Source organism: Kribbella sp. NPDC002412, assembly GCF_053592935.1.
In genome coordinates this window covers 15,560-29,670 of the sequence record NZ_JBSFBL010000030.1, presented here as the reverse complement: position 1 = coordinate 29,670, position 14,111 = coordinate 15,560, and the positions used below count along the sequence as shown (strand labels likewise).

The following is a 14,111-nucleotide window of genomic DNA, read 5'->3' as shown; positions in this document are numbered from 1 at the left end:
ACGCCGTCGGGGGATTGCTGTCGACGCTAGTTCGCGCCACCAGCACGGTCAACGCGGGACAGCGTGTACGCCCGACGAGTACTTGGGGATCCGGAAGGTCACCTTGGTGCCGGCGTCGACGGCGGTCTCCACGACCAGGCCGTACGCGTCGCCGTACACCTGCCGGAGCCGGGCGTCCACGTTGCCGAGGCCGACCGAGTCGCTGCCGGACTCACCGGCCAGCGCGGCCCGGATCACCTCGGGGTCGCTGCCGGCGCCGTCGTCCTCGACGCTGATCTCGGCCTCGTTGATCCGGTCCCGGGCCCGGATGGTGATCCGGCCGGCCCCGGTGGTGCCTTCCAGGCCGTGCCGTACGGCGTTCTCCACCAGCGGCTGCACGACCAGGAACGGGATCACCACCGGCAGCACCTCGGGCGCGATCAGCAGCGATACCTTCAGCCGGTCGCCGAACCGCGCCTGCTCGAGCACCAGGTACCGCTCGACGTTGCGCAGTTCGTCGGCCAGCGTGGTGAACTCGCCGCCGCGCCGGAGCGCGTAGCGGGAGAAGTCGGCGAACTCCAGCAGCAGCTCACGCGCCCGCTCCGGATCGGTCCGCACGAACGACGCGATCGCGGCCAGCGCGTTGTAGATGAAGTGCGGGCTGATCTGCGCGCGCAGTGCCCGCAGCTCGGCCTCCATCGCGCGGGTCCGTTCCTTGTTGAGCTCCGCCAGCTCCACCTGGCCGGACACCCAGCGGGCGACCTCCTCGGTCGCTCTGACCAACGGGGCCGACGAGCGGATGCTGTAGGCGACCAGTACGGCGACCACTCGCTCCTCGGTGACGATCGGGGCGACTACCGCCGTACGGATCGGGCACTGCGGGTCGCCACAGGCCACGTCGTGGGCGCCGAGGACCGCCGTACGTCCGGTGCGGAGCGTCGGGGCGGCCAGCGCCTTCGCGTCGCCGCGGTGGTTGCTCTCGTAGGGTCCGCCTACGCCGTCCCACGCCAGTACGCCGGAGGAGTCGCAGATGGCGATGGCCGCCGTACCCAGGAGGTCCCGGAGGTGGCGGCTCGCCTTGCCCGCCGCCGCGGGGGTCAGCCCCTCGCGCAGGTGCGGTGTGGCCAGCGAGGCGGTATGCAGGGTCGCATACGTCGCCTTGTCAGCCGGAGTCCCAAAATGCTTCCGCCGTCGCGCGAACACGACACGACGGTAACCGCTCAGCTCTCCGCGCGGGGTCTGAAGGCCTCCAGGGCCTCGGTGTCGGAGTAGTTCGACAGGAGGTACTCGGCCACCCAGGCCTCTCGATCGGGGTACGACGACTCGGCGACGATCCGGTCGGCGGCCTTCCTCCTGTCCATCGGGGCCCTTCGCAGCTGCACGCCGTCCGGAGTGAGCAGGGCCCAGCTTGGGCCAGGAGCGCCGTACGGCATGCCGACGCTGCCGGCGTTGACCACCAGGCGCCGGTCGACCTGCCGCGCGAACGGCATGTGCGTGTGCCCGCACACCACCGTCCGGACCTCGTCCGGCAGCCCGCTGAACACCTGCGCCCACCGAGCGATCGGACTGTCCACCAGCACCATTTCTTCGTCGTCCCGCGGCGTCGCATGGCAGAACAGCGCATCGCCAATCGTCACGGTGGTAGGCAACCCAGCCAGCAGCTCCACCTGATCAGGCCGCAACTGGTCAGCCGCCCACGGACTGACACCATCCGGCGCCTCGCCCTGGAACGTCCCACGAGCCATCGCCACCAGCTCCCGGTCCGCGTTCCCGCGCACCCAGACCACCCGCTCGCCGAGCGACACCAGCAAGTCCAGCGTCTCCACCGGCTGCGGCCCGCTGGCGATGTCTCCTGCCAGCACGATCACATCGGCGTCCCGCACATCCGACTCGGCCAGTACCGCCTCGAGAGCGGGCAACACCCCGTGCACGTCCGCAAGCACCGCAACCGTCGTCATACCGACAGTCTGCTGCGAAACCCCAACGGCAGCGGGGATATCTGCTACCGGCAGATCAGGTGCCGATCACCAGGGACTGGTCGGTGACGATCTTGGTGGCGAGCTCGCAGGCGGCGGTGGCGAGGTTGCAACGGATGATCGCCTGGTCGACGTTCTCCGTCTCGCCCTGGCCGTCGCCCACGGCGACGATCAACACGTGCTGGTCGTCCTCGGCGGCGATCCGGTGGAAGCAGCCGTTCCACTCGCGGACCAGCTTGCCGGTCCGGGTGTCCACCGCGGCCTGGACGAGGTTGCAATAGCCGTCGCCGTACGCCGGTCCGCCGACCGCCGTCCTGGTGTCCGGGGTGAAGCCGGTGATCCAGTAGTCGCAGGTGCGCGACAGCTGCTTGCCGGAGTCGACCTCGACCATCGAGGAGCAACTGCCGCCGTCGTTGATCAGGTTCACCGAGGAGGCCACGCTGCCGTCCCTCGACACGGCCGACGCGGACGTGACCGTCTTGACCACGACGGGCTTCGCCGCACCGGGCACCCAGCTGTACAGCCTCCAAGCACCGGTGTCGTCGCTGTCCGCGCGGTAGTAGACCTTGTCGCCCACGTAGGCGAGCACCTGCAGGTTCCACGCGTCCGGCAGCTTCAACGACTTCAGGAAACCGCCCTCGCCCGGGTCCTCGGCGTAGACGATGCCGCCCTTCTCCTGCGCCCCGAGCCAGCTGGGCCGGGCCGCCGCGTACGCCGCCGCGGACTGGTCCGCCCTCGTCACCAGCGAGGACACGTCCGGAGTACGGCGTACGTCGCCGGCACCACTGACCTTGATCAGCTCGGTCCCCGCGTCGCCCTTCGTGACGGCTGCCAGCGCGTCGGTCTCCAGCCGGCCGATCGCGATGATGCCGCCGGTGCCGGGGATCTTGAGCGGGCTGCCGGCGCCGCCGCGAACCTCGCGGCCGACGAGGTACGGGATCGCCGGCTCGCGGCCCTGGGAGAGCTTGTTGATGTCCACCTTGACCTTGGTCGGCCCGGTGGACGTCGGCGGCGCGCTGGTCGGCGTCACGGTCGGCGTCGGCTTGGCGGTCGTCGGAGTCGTCGACGGCGTCGGCTTCGGCGTGGAGCTCTGGGTCGGCGACGGGGAGCCGGTCAACGGGGCGGCGTCGGCTTGGGCTGACTCGGGGCCTTGGCGGTAGGCGAAGGCTGCGCCGATCGCCACGGCGGCTACTGCTACTGACGCGACCAGGATGACCAGGCGCCTGTTGTTGCTCCGCATCACCGGACTCCTTACTTACGATCCGAGCAGCAGGGGCTCGGATGACAGAGGTGTGGCCAGCTCGCACTGACCGGTGCTGACCGTGCACCGCACGAGGGCGGAGCGGGACTGCGGCTCTGGCTGGTCGTGCCACAGCAACAACAGGTGGTCATCGTCCTCGGCTACGGCGCCGCGCAGGGACGGTGCGGTCCACTCGCGCAGCAGCTTGCCGGTCTTGGTGTCGAGCGCCGCCGTCCGTTGCACGCCGTACGGCGCTCCGGTGTTGGGCGGCAGGCCGACGACGAAGCCGTTGGTCGGGCTGAAGCGGTCCAGCCGGTACTGGCAGGTGCGCCAGACCTGCCGGCCGGTGTCGGTGTCCGTCAGCGCGCTGCACAGCCCGCTGTCGGTGAACACCGGGACCCAGGCCACCAGGTTGTTGCGGAAGGCCACCGACACCGGTGTGGACAGGTAGGCGTAGGTCCGGAGGTCCTTCGCGTCGACGTCCCACTGGAACAGAGTCTCCGCGGCCTCGAGGCTCCGGGCGGCGGTGAAGTACACGTGCCGGTCGACCACGGCCAGCACCCGCACGTTGTAGTCCGCGGGGCGATCCAGTACGGCGGTCGGCTTCGTGCCGGGCTCCTGGAAGTACACCCTTCCGCCGGGCCTGCCGTCCGCGTACTGACCGCCGGACGCGTAGGCGGCGTACTTGCCGTCGGAGCTGGTCGTCAGCGAGTCGACGCCCTTGATCTGGTCGACGACCTTGCCGGTGTGGTCCTGGATCATCAGCGAGCTGCTGGTCGCGCCGGCGACCTGCACGGTCAGGGTGGTGTCCCAGAGCCGTGCCGCTGCGACGATCTCAGCCTTGCCGGGCACCTTCACCGGAGTGCCGACTCCACCAAGCACGGTCCGACCGCGGACGTAGGTGATCTGCGGCTCGTGACCTTCCTGAAGCTGGGCGGCGTCGAGCTTGCCGCTCGTAGCCGTCACGGCCGCGGCCAGTGGCGCAGCTGAACCGCCGCCCTGGGTGCGCGGGGACTCGGCAGCGGCAAGCAGCCCGCCGCCCGCGGCAGCAGTGACCGCGACCGCGGCTATACCCGCTACCAACGGTCGGTTTCTGCTGATCACCCGTGCCTCATTCATCCCCGTTTGGACGCTCCGGAACCCGGTTTTGTTCGCCCCGAAACGCCGTACCCGATGCTCCGGCGAACGAGTCGCAGGAGGCATCGAGCATAATTGCGCCATGGACCAGCCACCCCGGATCGGCCGGTACTCCCTGGTCCGCCGGGTGGGTGCCGGAGGTTTCGCGACCGTTTGGCTGGCCCGGGACGAGCAGCTGGACGCCGAGGTCGCCGTCAAGATCCTCTCCGACAACTGGATCGAGGACGAGGACGTCCGGCGCCGGTTCCTGGCCGAGGGCCGGTTCCTGCGCAAGGTCGACTCGCTGTACGTCGTCGGCGTCCACGACATCGGTGAGGCCGAGGACGGCCGCCCGTTCATGGTGCTCACCTACGCCGACGGCGGCACGCTCGCGGAGCGGATCAAGGCCGGCCCGCTGGAGATCGCCGAGGTGGTCCGGGTGATCGGCCAGGTCGGCCGCGGCCTGAAGCACCTGCACAGCCGCGGCGTCCTGCACCGCGACGTGAAACCGGCGAACGTGCTGTTCCGCACCGACCCGGCCGGCGACCGCGCGATGCTGTCCGACCTCGGGCTGGGCAAGTCGCTGGCCGAGGTCTCGCGGATCACGATGCCCGGCGGCACCCCGGCGTACGTCGCGCCCGAGCAGGTCCGCGGCGAGCGGCTGGACCACCGGGCCGACCTGTACTCGCTGGGCGCGGTCGCGTACGCCGCCTTCACCGGCCAGGCGCCGTACGGCGTTGCGAGCCTGAGCGCCGTGATGCAGATCGACACCCCGCCGCCGTCGATGGCGACCCTGCGCGAGGACATCCCGGACGCGATCGACGTCGTCGTACGGCGTGCTCTCGAGCCGGACCGCGACAAGCGCTGGCCGGACCTGGACAGCTTCCTCAACGCCCTGCGCGACGCGCACACGACCGGCGAGGTCCCGCCCGGCCTGGTGCCGGCCGCGGAGATGCCGACCCCGGTCGCGCCGCCCGCCGACGTCGACCAGGCAACCGCCCTGGCCGGCGCCAACCAGTCGACGGTCGCGACCAAGCCGAAGCGCTCAGCCCGCGGCAAGGTCATCGCCGCACTGGTCGCGGTCCTCCTGGCCGCTGGTGGCGGTTACGGCGGGTACCAACTCGTGCTGACTCGTCCGGTGAAGGTCGAGTACAACAACCTGTCGGTGGAGGTTCAGCGGGACTGGGTGCAGAAGTCCGAGGGACCTGGCCCGTCGTTGCTGGTGACCACGAGCACCGCCGACTGGCAGTCCAACAAGGACACCGAGGGTGTCTTCCTGGGCATCAGCGACGGCACGACGTTGCCGACGACCACCACACCGCCGACCGGCTGCAAGACGGCGCCGCCTGACCCACCGGACGTGGCAGGTCAGAACCTGGTCACCTTCAAGTACAGCTGCAACGGGCCGTCCGTCGACGAGCAGTACCGGCTGCTCGACGGCGACAAGGTGCTCCGGATCCAGGTCCGGGACGACAACCCGGGCAACCGGGCGGCGGTGCTGGCGTCGGCTGAGTACACGCCCTAGGGGACGAGTGACGTCAGCGACGAGATGCTTGCCTTGTGCATGCGTGGGATGACGTTGAGCGTCGTCGGGTCCGAGCCGTACAGGTGTGACGCCGACTCGTAGACCAGGTACGCCGTTCCGTTGTACTCCGTGATGCCCTCGGTCATGCTCGGGGCCCGGAAGCAACTCAGCGCCGCCGCGTCCAGGTCCTTCTGGCCGCGCTTCACCACGTAGATGTTGCTGCGGTTGGTGCGCCCGTACGACGTGCTGTAGATGAAGTGGTTCGCGGTCACCGTCAGGCCCTGCGTCTTGGTCGGCACCTCCCACGCGCCGGCCACCGTGGTCAGCGTCCCGTCGTCGGCGATCTTGTACTCGTACATGACCCCGCGGCCCTCGGAGTTGAACGATCCCGAGAACAGCGAGTCGCCGTAGCTCCCGATGAACGACGAGGCGGCCACGTCCCGAGCAGTCCCGACCTGCGTGAGGTACGGCGTGCCTGCAGCCTTCAGCGCATCACGCAAGGCGGTCAGCCGGTACTTGCGGATGCTGCTGCCTTGACCGGACACGAACGCCCAGCCCTTGCTGACCGTGATGCCGCCGACGTGCGACTCGGCGATCGCGACCACGCCGACAGTGGCGCCGGTGGACGGGTCGATGCCATAGATCTGCGAGTCGGCGCCGGTGCGGTAGGAGGCGACCAGCAGCAGGTTCTTGCCAGTGCCGTCCCAGTTGTACCAAGTGCCGGCGCCTTGTGGGGTGTGCGTGCTCAGGTTGGGGATGCTCGCGCTGTTGCTGAAGCGAGCGTCGTACTTGTACGACGCGGACGGGCCGTCGTAGAAGGTCGAGCCACCACTGGTGGCGGTGTCACAGCTGATCGCGGCACTGGCCGGCAGTCCGGCGGTCAGCGTGGCGGCGGAGGTGAGGAGGGCAGCGAACAGGGCTGTCAGTCGTCTGGACATGGGCGTTGTCCTTCGAGGTTGGGCGGAAACCTACGAAAAATCCAGAGTAAATCGGCAATGAGTAACGCGCGAGGGTGTAGCGGGCGTCGGCCGCTCGAACGGACGCCGTACGGTAGGCGCATGACCGATCTGTCCGCGGCGATCGACCGCGTTCTGCCCAGCGTCCGTGCCGACCTCGAGGACCTCATCCGGATCCCGTCGGTCAGCTACGAACCGGCCCGCGCGGCCGACGTCCAGCGCTCCGCCGAGGCGACCGCCGCGCTGTTCGAGGCCGAGGGGTTCGCGGTGAAGATCGTCCGCGCCGGCGAGGGTGCGCCGGCGGTGATCGCCAAGAAGCCCGCGCCGCCCGGGAAGCCGACGGTGCTGCTGTACGCGCACCACGACGTCCAGCCGACCGGACCGGTCGAGCAGTGGACGTCGGACCCGTTCGAGCCCGTCGAGCGCGGTGACCGGCTCTACGGCCGGGGCGCGGCCGACGACAAGGCCGGGATCGCCGCGCACCTGGCCGCCGTACGGGCCTTCGGCAACGACCTGCCGGTGGGCGTGACGGTGTTCGTCGAGGGTGAGGAGGAGATCGGCTCGCCGACTTTGCTGCAGCTGCTGGACGAGTACTCCGAGGACCTGGCCGCCGACGCGATCGTGATCGCCGACTCCGGCAACTGGGACATCGGCCAGCCGGCGCTGACGGTGTCGCTGCGCGGCCTGGTGGAGGCGTACGTCGAGGTGCGAACGCTGGACCACGCTGTGCACTCGGGCCTGTTCGGCGGACCGATTCCGGACGCGCTGTCGGCGTTGTGCCGGCTGCTCGCCACCCTGCACGACGACAAGGGCGACGTCGCGGTGGACGGTCTGCACGCCTCGCGGGCGGCGGACGTCGAGTACCCGGAGGACCGGCTGCGGTCCGAGTCGAGTGTGCTGGACTCGGTCCGGCTGACCGGTTCGGGTTCGCTCGTGGACCGGCTGTGGACGCGGCCGTCGATCGCCGTCCTCGGCATCGACACCCCGTCGGTGGCCGAGGCCAGCAACACCCTGGTGCCGGTCGCGCGCGCCAAGGTGGGCCTGCGGGTCGCGCCCGGCGACGACGCGATCAAGGCGAGTGCGGCGCTCAAGTCGCACCTCGAGAACCATGCGCCCTGGGGTGCGCAGGTCACCGTGACCGAGGGGCAGACCGGCCAGCCGTGCAGCATCAACGCGCGCGGCGCCGGGTACGAAGCAGCCCGGGCTGCCTTCAAGACGGCGTGGGGAGTCGAGCCGATCGACATGGGCATGGGCGGGTCGATCCCGTTCATCGCCGAGTTCCAGCAGACCTTCCCGGAGGCCTCGATCCTGGTCACCGGCGTGGAGGATCCGGACACCCGCGCGCACGGAATCGACGAGGGTCTGCACCTGCCCGAGTTCCGCAAGGTCTGCCTCGCCGAGGCCCTGCTGCTGCAGAACCTGGCCGACGGTTCCTGACCGGGCTTTCCGGCGACCCAGTGTTTGGCATAGGTTTCGGCGAGTGAAGATCGCAGTCGTACGGGAGACCAGACCGGCCGAGCGCCGGGTCGCGCTGGTGCCGGAACAAGTCGCGAAACTCATCGAGCTCGGCTATGAGGTGGCGGTCGAGCCGGCCGCCGGCGAACGAGCGCTGTACTCCGACGAGCAGTACCGCGACGCCGGGGCCGAGGTCGCCTGGGGCGCCGACCACGCGGCCACCATCGTGGCGTCGGTGCAGCCCCTGGAGCGCGAGCGCCTGCAGCGGCTGCACGCCGGTACGGCGCTGATGTCGTTCCTGCCGACGAATCCGCCGGACGTGGTCCGGACCGCCACCCGCGCCAAGCTCACCGCGTTCGCGATGGAGCTGATCCCGAGGATCTCCCGGGCCCAGTCGATGGACGCGCTGTCCTCGCAGGCCCTGGTCGCCGGCTACCGCGCCGCGATCGTCGCGGCCGAACGGCTGCCGCGGTTCTTCCCGCTGAACATGACCGCGGCCGGCACGGTCCCACCGGCCCAGGTCCTCGTCCTCGGCGCCGGCGTGGCCGGCCTGCAGGCGATCGCGACCTGCAAGCGCCTCGGCGCCGTCGTGAAGGCGTACGACGTCCGGACGGCGGCCGCCGAGGAGATCGCGTCGATGGGCGCGGTGCCGATCGAGCTGGAGCTGGGGACGCTGGACGGCCCCGGCGGCTACGCCCGCGAGATGACACCGGAACGCGCCCAGCTGCAGCGCGAGCTGCTCACCCCGTACGTCGCGGCCGCGGACGCCCTGATCACGACGGCCGCCGTACCCGGGCGCACCGCGCCGATGCTGGTGTCGCGGTCGATGGTCGAGCAGATGAAGCCCGGCTCGGTCGTGGTCGACCTGGCCTCCGAGCAGGGCGGCAACGTCGAGGGTTCGGTCGCCGGCACCGAGCTGACCATCGGCGACGCGCTGGTCTGGGGTGGCGCGAATGTGCCCAGCCAGCTGGCCGGACCAGCCAGTCGGCTCTACGGTCAGAACATCGCCAACCTGATCCGGCTGATGACCCGCAACGCGGCGTTCGATCCGGACTTCGACGACGAGATCGTCCGCGGCTGCTGCGTCACCCACGACGGCAGCGTGCTGCACGAGCCGACCCGAGAGCTTTTGGAAGGACAAGCCCCGTGAGCGAGTCCATCGCGCTGCTGACGATCTTCGTGCTGGCCGCGTTCGTCGGCGTCGAGGTGATCAGCAAGGTCTCCTCGACCCTGCACACCCCGCTGATGTCCGGGGCGAACGCGATCCACGGTGTCATCCTGGTCGGCGCCATCATCGTCACCGGCCAGGCCGAGTCCGCGATCGTGGTCGCGGTCGGGTTGCTGGCCGTCGTCCTCGCGACCGTCAACATGGTCGGCGGGTTCGTGGTCACCGACCGGATGCTGGAGATGTTCAAGGGTCCGGGGGCACGCAAGAAGGAGCTGCGCAAGTGATCCCCACCTGGGCCCAGATCGGCTACCTGGTCGCCGCGGTCTGCTTCATCGTCGCGCTGAAGGCGCTGTCGTCGCCGAAGTCCGCCCGGGCCGGCAACGCGCTCGGCGCGGCCGGCGCGGTGCTCGCGGTGGTGATCACCTTCGTCGCCTACAAGCCGGACCACCTGGCGCCGATCCTGATCGCGCTGGCCGTCGGCACCGTCGGCGGCGTAGTCGGGTCCCGCCGGGTGCAGATGACGCACATGCCGCAGCTCGTTGCCCTGTTCAACGGCGTCGGCGGCGGCGCGGCCGCCCTGGTCGCGCTGATGGAGCTCGGCGAGGTGCACGCGGGGCAGACCGTCGCCGCGATCGCGACCGCGTTCACCATCCTGGTCGGCGCGATCAGCTTCTCCGGCTCGATCGTCACGTTCGCCAAGCTGCAGGAGCTGATGACGACCCGGCCGGTGACGTTCCCCGGCCTGCCGGTGCTCTTCATCGCCGGGATCATCGGCGGTATCGCGCTGGCCGGCTGGCTGGTCTCCGACCCGCGGGTCTGGGTCGGCGTCCTGCTCTGCCTGGTCGGTCTCGCGGTCGGCGTGATGCTGGTGCTGCCGGTGGGCGGCGCCGACGTGCCGATCGTGATCTCGCTGCTGAACGCCTTCACCGGCCTGACCGTCGCGGCCGGCGGGTACGTGCTCGGCAACACGCTGCTGCTGGTGGCCGGCACGCTGGTCGGCGCGGCCGGTACGTTGCTGACCAAGCTGATGGCCGACGCGATGGGCCGCTCGCTCTACAACATCCTGTTCGGCGCGATCCGCGGCGGCTCGACCCTCGGCGCCGGTACGGCGTCCGAGCGGCCGGTCATCTCCGGCGGCGCCGAGGACGTCGCGATCCTGCTCGGGTACGCGAACAAGGTCATCATCGTGCCCGGGTACGGGCTCGCGGTCGCCCAGGCCCAGCACACCCTGCGTGACCTGGTCGAAGAGCTGCAGAGCCGCGGAGTGAAGGTCGACTACGCGATCCACCCGGTCGCGGGCCGGATGCCGGGCCACATGAACGTGCTGCTGGCCGAGGCGCAGGTGCCGTACGAGCAGCTCCGTGAGATGGACGACATCAACGGCGACTTCAAGTCCACCGACGTGGTCCTGGTGGTCGGCGCCAACGACGTGGTCAACCCGGCCGCCCGCACCACGCCGAGCGCCCCGATCTACGGGATGCCGATCCTGAACGCCGACGAGGCGCAGCGGGTCATCTTCCTCAAACGTTCGATGCGTCCCGGTTTCGCCGGTATCGAGAACGAGCTCCTCTACGACCCGCGGACCACGCTGCTGTTCGGCGACGCCCGCGACTCGCTGACCAAACTGCTGGCCGCCCTCAAGACGGTCTGAGCCCGATTACGTTGTCAACGGCGAAAGCCGCGAACTAAACCACGCCAAACGCGGAGAATCAAGCGTTTGGCATCTTCCTGCCGGGGTCGCCGGCCAGCGGTCCAGACCGGATGCGCCGGCCGGGAACCCCTGCGGAGACAGGCGTCCGGGCGCGGGCGCCGTACCCGGGGAATTCGCCCGGAAATACCAGCCGGTCAGACCCAGCCGCGTTTGGCCGCGGCCACGCCCAATTCGAATCGGCTGGCCGCGTCGAGACGCTCGGAAAGGTTCGCGGTAATTCGCCGGGCAGTGCGCAAAGAAATACCCAGCAAACGCGCGACCTGTTCGTCTTTCGCGCCACCCGCGAGCAAACGCAGAACTTCGGCCTCATGGGGTGTCAGCGGCGTATTGTCGTCGCGGTCCTCCGGGGCGAACAGCTCGGTCGCCCGGGACCAGTAGGAGTCGAAGAGCGCGAGGGCCACCGAGACGACGGCGGGGGACCGGTGGATGACCGCGCCGGCCGTCGGGTTCTCCGGGTCCATCGGCATGATCGCGATCTCCTGGTCGAAGATCAGCAGCCGCATCGGCAGTGTGGGAGTCGCCCGCACCTCACCGCCGAGCCGGTGCATCGCCGCGGCGTAGTCCAGCGCCTGCTTCGACGCCGTCATGCTCTGCAGGTAGACGGTCCGCATCTTCAGCCCACGCTCGAGCAGCGGCAGGTCAGGCGACCGGTCCATCGGCTGGATGGTGTCGTCGATGTGCGCCGGCACCAGGCCCCAGAAGGTCTCGCGGGCCTTCAGGCCGAGCTCCTCGATCCGGCGCGACGCGTTCGCCCGGCCCTTGAGCACCTCGACGTCGCCGCTGCTCCGGGCGGTCAGGAGCTCGTTGTACTGCTCCGCGACGATCTCGGCCGAGGCCTCGGCCTCCCGAAGCTCACCGAGCGCCATGTTCAGCTCGGTGCGCCGCCGCTCGGCGAGGCCGGTCAGCCCCACCCGCGGGTGCACCGCGTGCTCACTGTCCGGGTCGGTCCAGGTCGGCACCAGCAGGCCGAGCTCGCGCAGCGTGTCCATCCGCCGGTGAACTTCCGGCAGCGGGCTTTTTACTAGCGCGGCAATCTGCTCCGGCGTACTGTCTGGGTGGCTGAGGAGGGCGTGATAGACCGCGAAAGTGGCTTCGTCCACCCCCAGCGGCTCGAACACGTTTCTACTCCTCAGAACTTGGTGGAACCGACCATATACACAGTGCTTCGACAGTGAGACCCGGCGGTTGGTTCCGGAATTATTTCGAAGGGACAACTTGTGATCAAGAAGTTGCTGATAGTAGTCGCCCCGGCGCTTCTTCTTGTGGCCGCCACCGCGCAGCCCACGGCCGCCGTCGCGGTGGGTGCGCAACCGGGCTGCACGGTCCACATGACCTGCTGGTAAGTCCACCGTCGTCGGTGGTGGCCGGAGGGCCGGTCCGCGTCCCGTAGACTGCTGGCGTGGCTCGTGGCGATGGTCGGCTCACTCATGACCTGGACCCGCAGGACCTTGGCCCGCAGGACGCGTGTGGCGTCTTCGGGGTTTGGGCGCCGGGGGAAGAGGTCGCCAAACTCACCTATTTCGGGCTCTACGCTCTGCAGCACCGCGGGCAGGAGTCGGCTGGCATAGCAGTCAGCAACGGCAGCCAGATCCTCGTCTACAAGGACATGGGACTGGTCAGCCAGGCGTTCGACGAGGCGACCCTGGCCTCACTGCGGGGGCACATCGCGATCGGCCACTGCCGGTACTCGACCACCGGGTCGAGCGTGTGGGCGAACGCACAGCCGACGTTCCGGTCCACCGCGACCGGGTCGATCGCTCTCGGTCACAACGGCAACCTCACCAACACCGGTGAGCTGGCGGCCAGCCTGAACGGCGGCGGTGACCTCGATCTCGGCCTGGACGTCGAGGTCGAGCACGCGAAGGCGAACGCCAAGCACAGCGCCTCCTCCGACACCGACATCCTGACCTCGATGCTGGCCGGGTACCCGGACCTCACCATCGAGCAGGCGGCGGCCAAGATCCTGCCGAAGGTGAAGGGCGCCTTCAGCCTGGTCTTCATGGACGAGAACACGCTGTACGCCGCCCGCGACCCGCAGGGCATCCGCCCGCTGGTGCTGGGCCGGCTGGAGCGCGGCTGGGTGGTCGCCAGCGAGACCGCCGCCCTGGACATCGTCGGCGCCTCCTTCATCCGGGAGATCGAGCCCGGCGAGATCGTCGCGATCGACGCCGAGGGGCTGCGTTCGACCCGGTTCGCCGCGGCGGACCCGAAGGGCTGCCTGTTCGAGTTCGTCTACCTGGCCCGCCCGGACACCCAGATCTCCGGCCAGCGGATCCACTCCACCCGGGTGGAGATCGGCCGCCGGCTGGCCCGCGAGCACCCGGCCGAGGCCGACCTTGTCATCGCCACCCCGGAGTCCGGCGTACCGGGCGCGATCGGGTACGCCGAGGAGTCCGGCATCCCGTACGGATCGGGCCTGGTCAAGAACGCGTACGTCGGCCGCACCTTCATCCAGCCCAGCCAGACCATCCGCCAGCTCGGCATCCGGCTCAAGCTGAATCCGCTGCGCGAGGTGATCGAGGGCAAGCGGCTGGTCGTGGTCGACGACACCATCGTCCGCGGCAACACCCAGCGTGCGGTGATCCGGATGCTGCGCGAGGCCGGCGCCAAGGAGATCCACGTCCGGATCACGGCGCCGCCGGTGAAGTGGCCGTGCTTCTACGGCATCGACTTCGCCAGCCGCGCCGAGCTGATCGCGAACGGCCTGAACACCGAGGAGATCTGCCGCTCGCTGGGCGCCGACTCGCTCGGCTACATCAGCCTGGACGCGCTGGTCGAGTCCACCACGGTGCCGAAGGAGCGGCTCTGCCGCGCCTGCTTCGACGGGGTGTACCCGGTCGAGCTGCCGGACCCGGAGCAGCTCGGCAAGCACCTGCTGGAGCTGCCGGTGGCCACCGACATCGACGGCCTGGCCACAGTTTCCGGTGGCGCCGGCGCCGCCGACGCACTCAGCCGTCCGTGATCGGCCGTCCGTAAAGGGCCGTC

Annotated in this window: 12 protein-coding genes; 6 read left to right on the top strand and 6 right to left on the bottom strand. The window is 69.8% G+C overall.

Features of this window, described 5'->3' with window-relative positions; translation table 11 throughout:
- Window positions 1–48 precede the first annotated feature (48 nt).
- Genes ACWCOV_RS23535 through ACWCOV_RS23520 form a run of 4 tightly spaced genes read right to left on the bottom strand, consistent with a single transcriptional unit; the run spans window position 49 to window position 4,299 of the window.
- Complete coding sequence (locus ACWCOV_RS23535; protein WP_449831444.1) at window positions 49–1,182, bottom strand: histidine kinase; 1,134 nt, start codon at window positions 1,180–1,182, stop codon at window positions 49–51.
- A gap of 17 nt (window positions 1,183–1,199) precedes the next feature.
- Window positions 1,200–1,937, bottom strand: coding sequence for a metallophosphoesterase family protein (locus ACWCOV_RS23530; protein ID WP_449831443.1), 738 nt, complete (start codon window positions 1,935–1,937; stop codon window positions 1,200–1,202).
- Between the two features lie 55 nt (window positions 1,938–1,992).
- Window positions 1,993–3,195 (bottom strand): hypothetical protein, encoded by a 1,203-nt coding sequence (locus tag ACWCOV_RS23525; RefSeq protein ID WP_449831442.1) that lies wholly within the window; start codon window positions 3,193–3,195, stop codon window positions 1,993–1,995.
- Between the two features lie 15 nt (window positions 3,196–3,210).
- The gene (locus tag ACWCOV_RS23520) at window positions 3,211–4,299 is read right to left on the bottom strand and encodes a hypothetical protein (RefSeq protein WP_449831441.1); all 1,089 of its coding nucleotides are present in this window, start codon (window positions 4,297–4,299) and stop codon (window positions 3,211–3,213) included.
- Between the two features lie 115 nt (window positions 4,300–4,414).
- On the opposite strand from ACWCOV_RS23520, the gene ACWCOV_RS23515 reads away from it, so the two are divergent.
- Window positions 4,415–5,836 (top strand): serine/threonine-protein kinase, encoded by a 1,422-nt coding sequence (locus ACWCOV_RS23515; RefSeq protein WP_449831440.1) that lies wholly within the window; start codon window positions 4,415–4,417, stop codon window positions 5,834–5,836.
- Here the strand turns inward: ACWCOV_RS23515 and ACWCOV_RS23510 are convergent.
- Complete coding sequence (locus ACWCOV_RS23510; RefSeq protein ID WP_449831439.1) at window positions 5,833–6,774, bottom strand: hypothetical protein; 942 nt, start codon at window positions 6,772–6,774, stop codon at window positions 5,833–5,835. The two genes, ACWCOV_RS23515 and ACWCOV_RS23510, sit on opposite strands and share 4 nt — an antisense overlap.
- A 120-nt stretch (window positions 6,775–6,894) precedes the next feature.
- On the opposite strand from ACWCOV_RS23510, the gene ACWCOV_RS23505 reads away from it, so the two are divergent.
- Genes ACWCOV_RS23505 through ACWCOV_RS23490 form a run of 4 tightly spaced genes read left to right on the top strand, consistent with a single transcriptional unit; the run spans window position 6,895 to window position 11,066 of the window.
- Window positions 6,895–8,229: a M20/M25/M40 family metallo-hydrolase gene (locus tag ACWCOV_RS23505; RefSeq protein ID WP_449831438.1), complete on the top strand. Its 1,335-nt coding sequence runs from the start codon at window positions 6,895–6,897 to the stop codon at window positions 8,227–8,229.
- A gap of 43 nt (window positions 8,230–8,272) precedes the next feature.
- Entirely contained in the window at window positions 8,273–9,397 is a 1,125-nt protein-coding gene (locus ACWCOV_RS23500) for an NAD(P) transhydrogenase subunit alpha (RefSeq protein ID WP_449831437.1), read from the top strand.
- The gene (locus ACWCOV_RS23495) at window positions 9,394–9,699 is read left to right on the top strand and encodes an NAD(P) transhydrogenase subunit alpha (protein WP_360524648.1); all 306 of its coding nucleotides are present in this window, start codon (window positions 9,394–9,396) and stop codon (window positions 9,697–9,699) included. The genes ACWCOV_RS23500 and ACWCOV_RS23495 overlap by 4 nt, the downstream gene beginning before the upstream one ends.
- On the top strand, window positions 9,696–11,066 hold the full coding sequence (locus ACWCOV_RS23490; RefSeq protein WP_449831436.1) for an NAD(P)(+) transhydrogenase (Re/Si-specific) subunit beta: 1,371 nt from the start codon (window positions 9,696–9,698) through the stop codon (window positions 11,064–11,066). Before ACWCOV_RS23495 ends, ACWCOV_RS23490 begins: the two co-directional genes overlap by 4 nt.
- A 194-nt stretch (window positions 11,067–11,260) precedes the next feature.
- Here ACWCOV_RS23490 and ACWCOV_RS23485 read toward each other — a convergent pair whose 3' ends face one another.
- Window positions 11,261–12,244, bottom strand: a complete 984-nt coding sequence (locus ACWCOV_RS23485; RefSeq protein WP_449831435.1) for a helix-turn-helix transcriptional regulator — start codon at window positions 12,242–12,244, stop codon at window positions 11,261–11,263.
- A 281-nt stretch (window positions 12,245–12,525) separates the two neighbouring features.
- Between ACWCOV_RS23485 and purF the strand changes: the two genes are divergently transcribed.
- Complete coding sequence (gene purF, locus ACWCOV_RS23480; RefSeq protein WP_449831434.1) at window positions 12,526–14,088, top strand: amidophosphoribosyltransferase; 1,563 nt, start codon at window positions 12,526–12,528, stop codon at window positions 14,086–14,088.
- Window positions 14,089–14,111 lie beyond the last annotated feature (23 nt).

Excerpts from the sequence above, each read along its gene's own strand:
- ACWCOV_RS23530 (WP_449831443.1), bottom strand. The coding sequence starts at position 1,937 with ATGACGACGGTTGCGGTGCTTGCGGACGTGCACGGGGTGTTGCCCGCT.
- ACWCOV_RS23525 (WP_449831442.1), bottom strand. The coding sequence starts at position 3,195 with ATGCGGAGCAACAACAGGCGCCTGGTCATCCTGGTCGCGTCAGTAGCA.
- ACWCOV_RS23515 (WP_449831440.1), top strand. The coding sequence starts at position 4,415 with ATGGACCAGCCACCCCGGATCGGCCGGTACTCCCTGGTCCGCCGGGTG.
- ACWCOV_RS23510 (WP_449831439.1), bottom strand. The coding sequence starts at position 6,774 with ATGTCCAGACGACTGACAGCCCTGTTCGCTGCCCTCCTCACCTCCGCC.
- ACWCOV_RS23505 (WP_449831438.1), top strand. The coding sequence starts at position 6,895 with ATGACCGATCTGTCCGCGGCGATCGACCGCGTTCTGCCCAGCGTCCGT.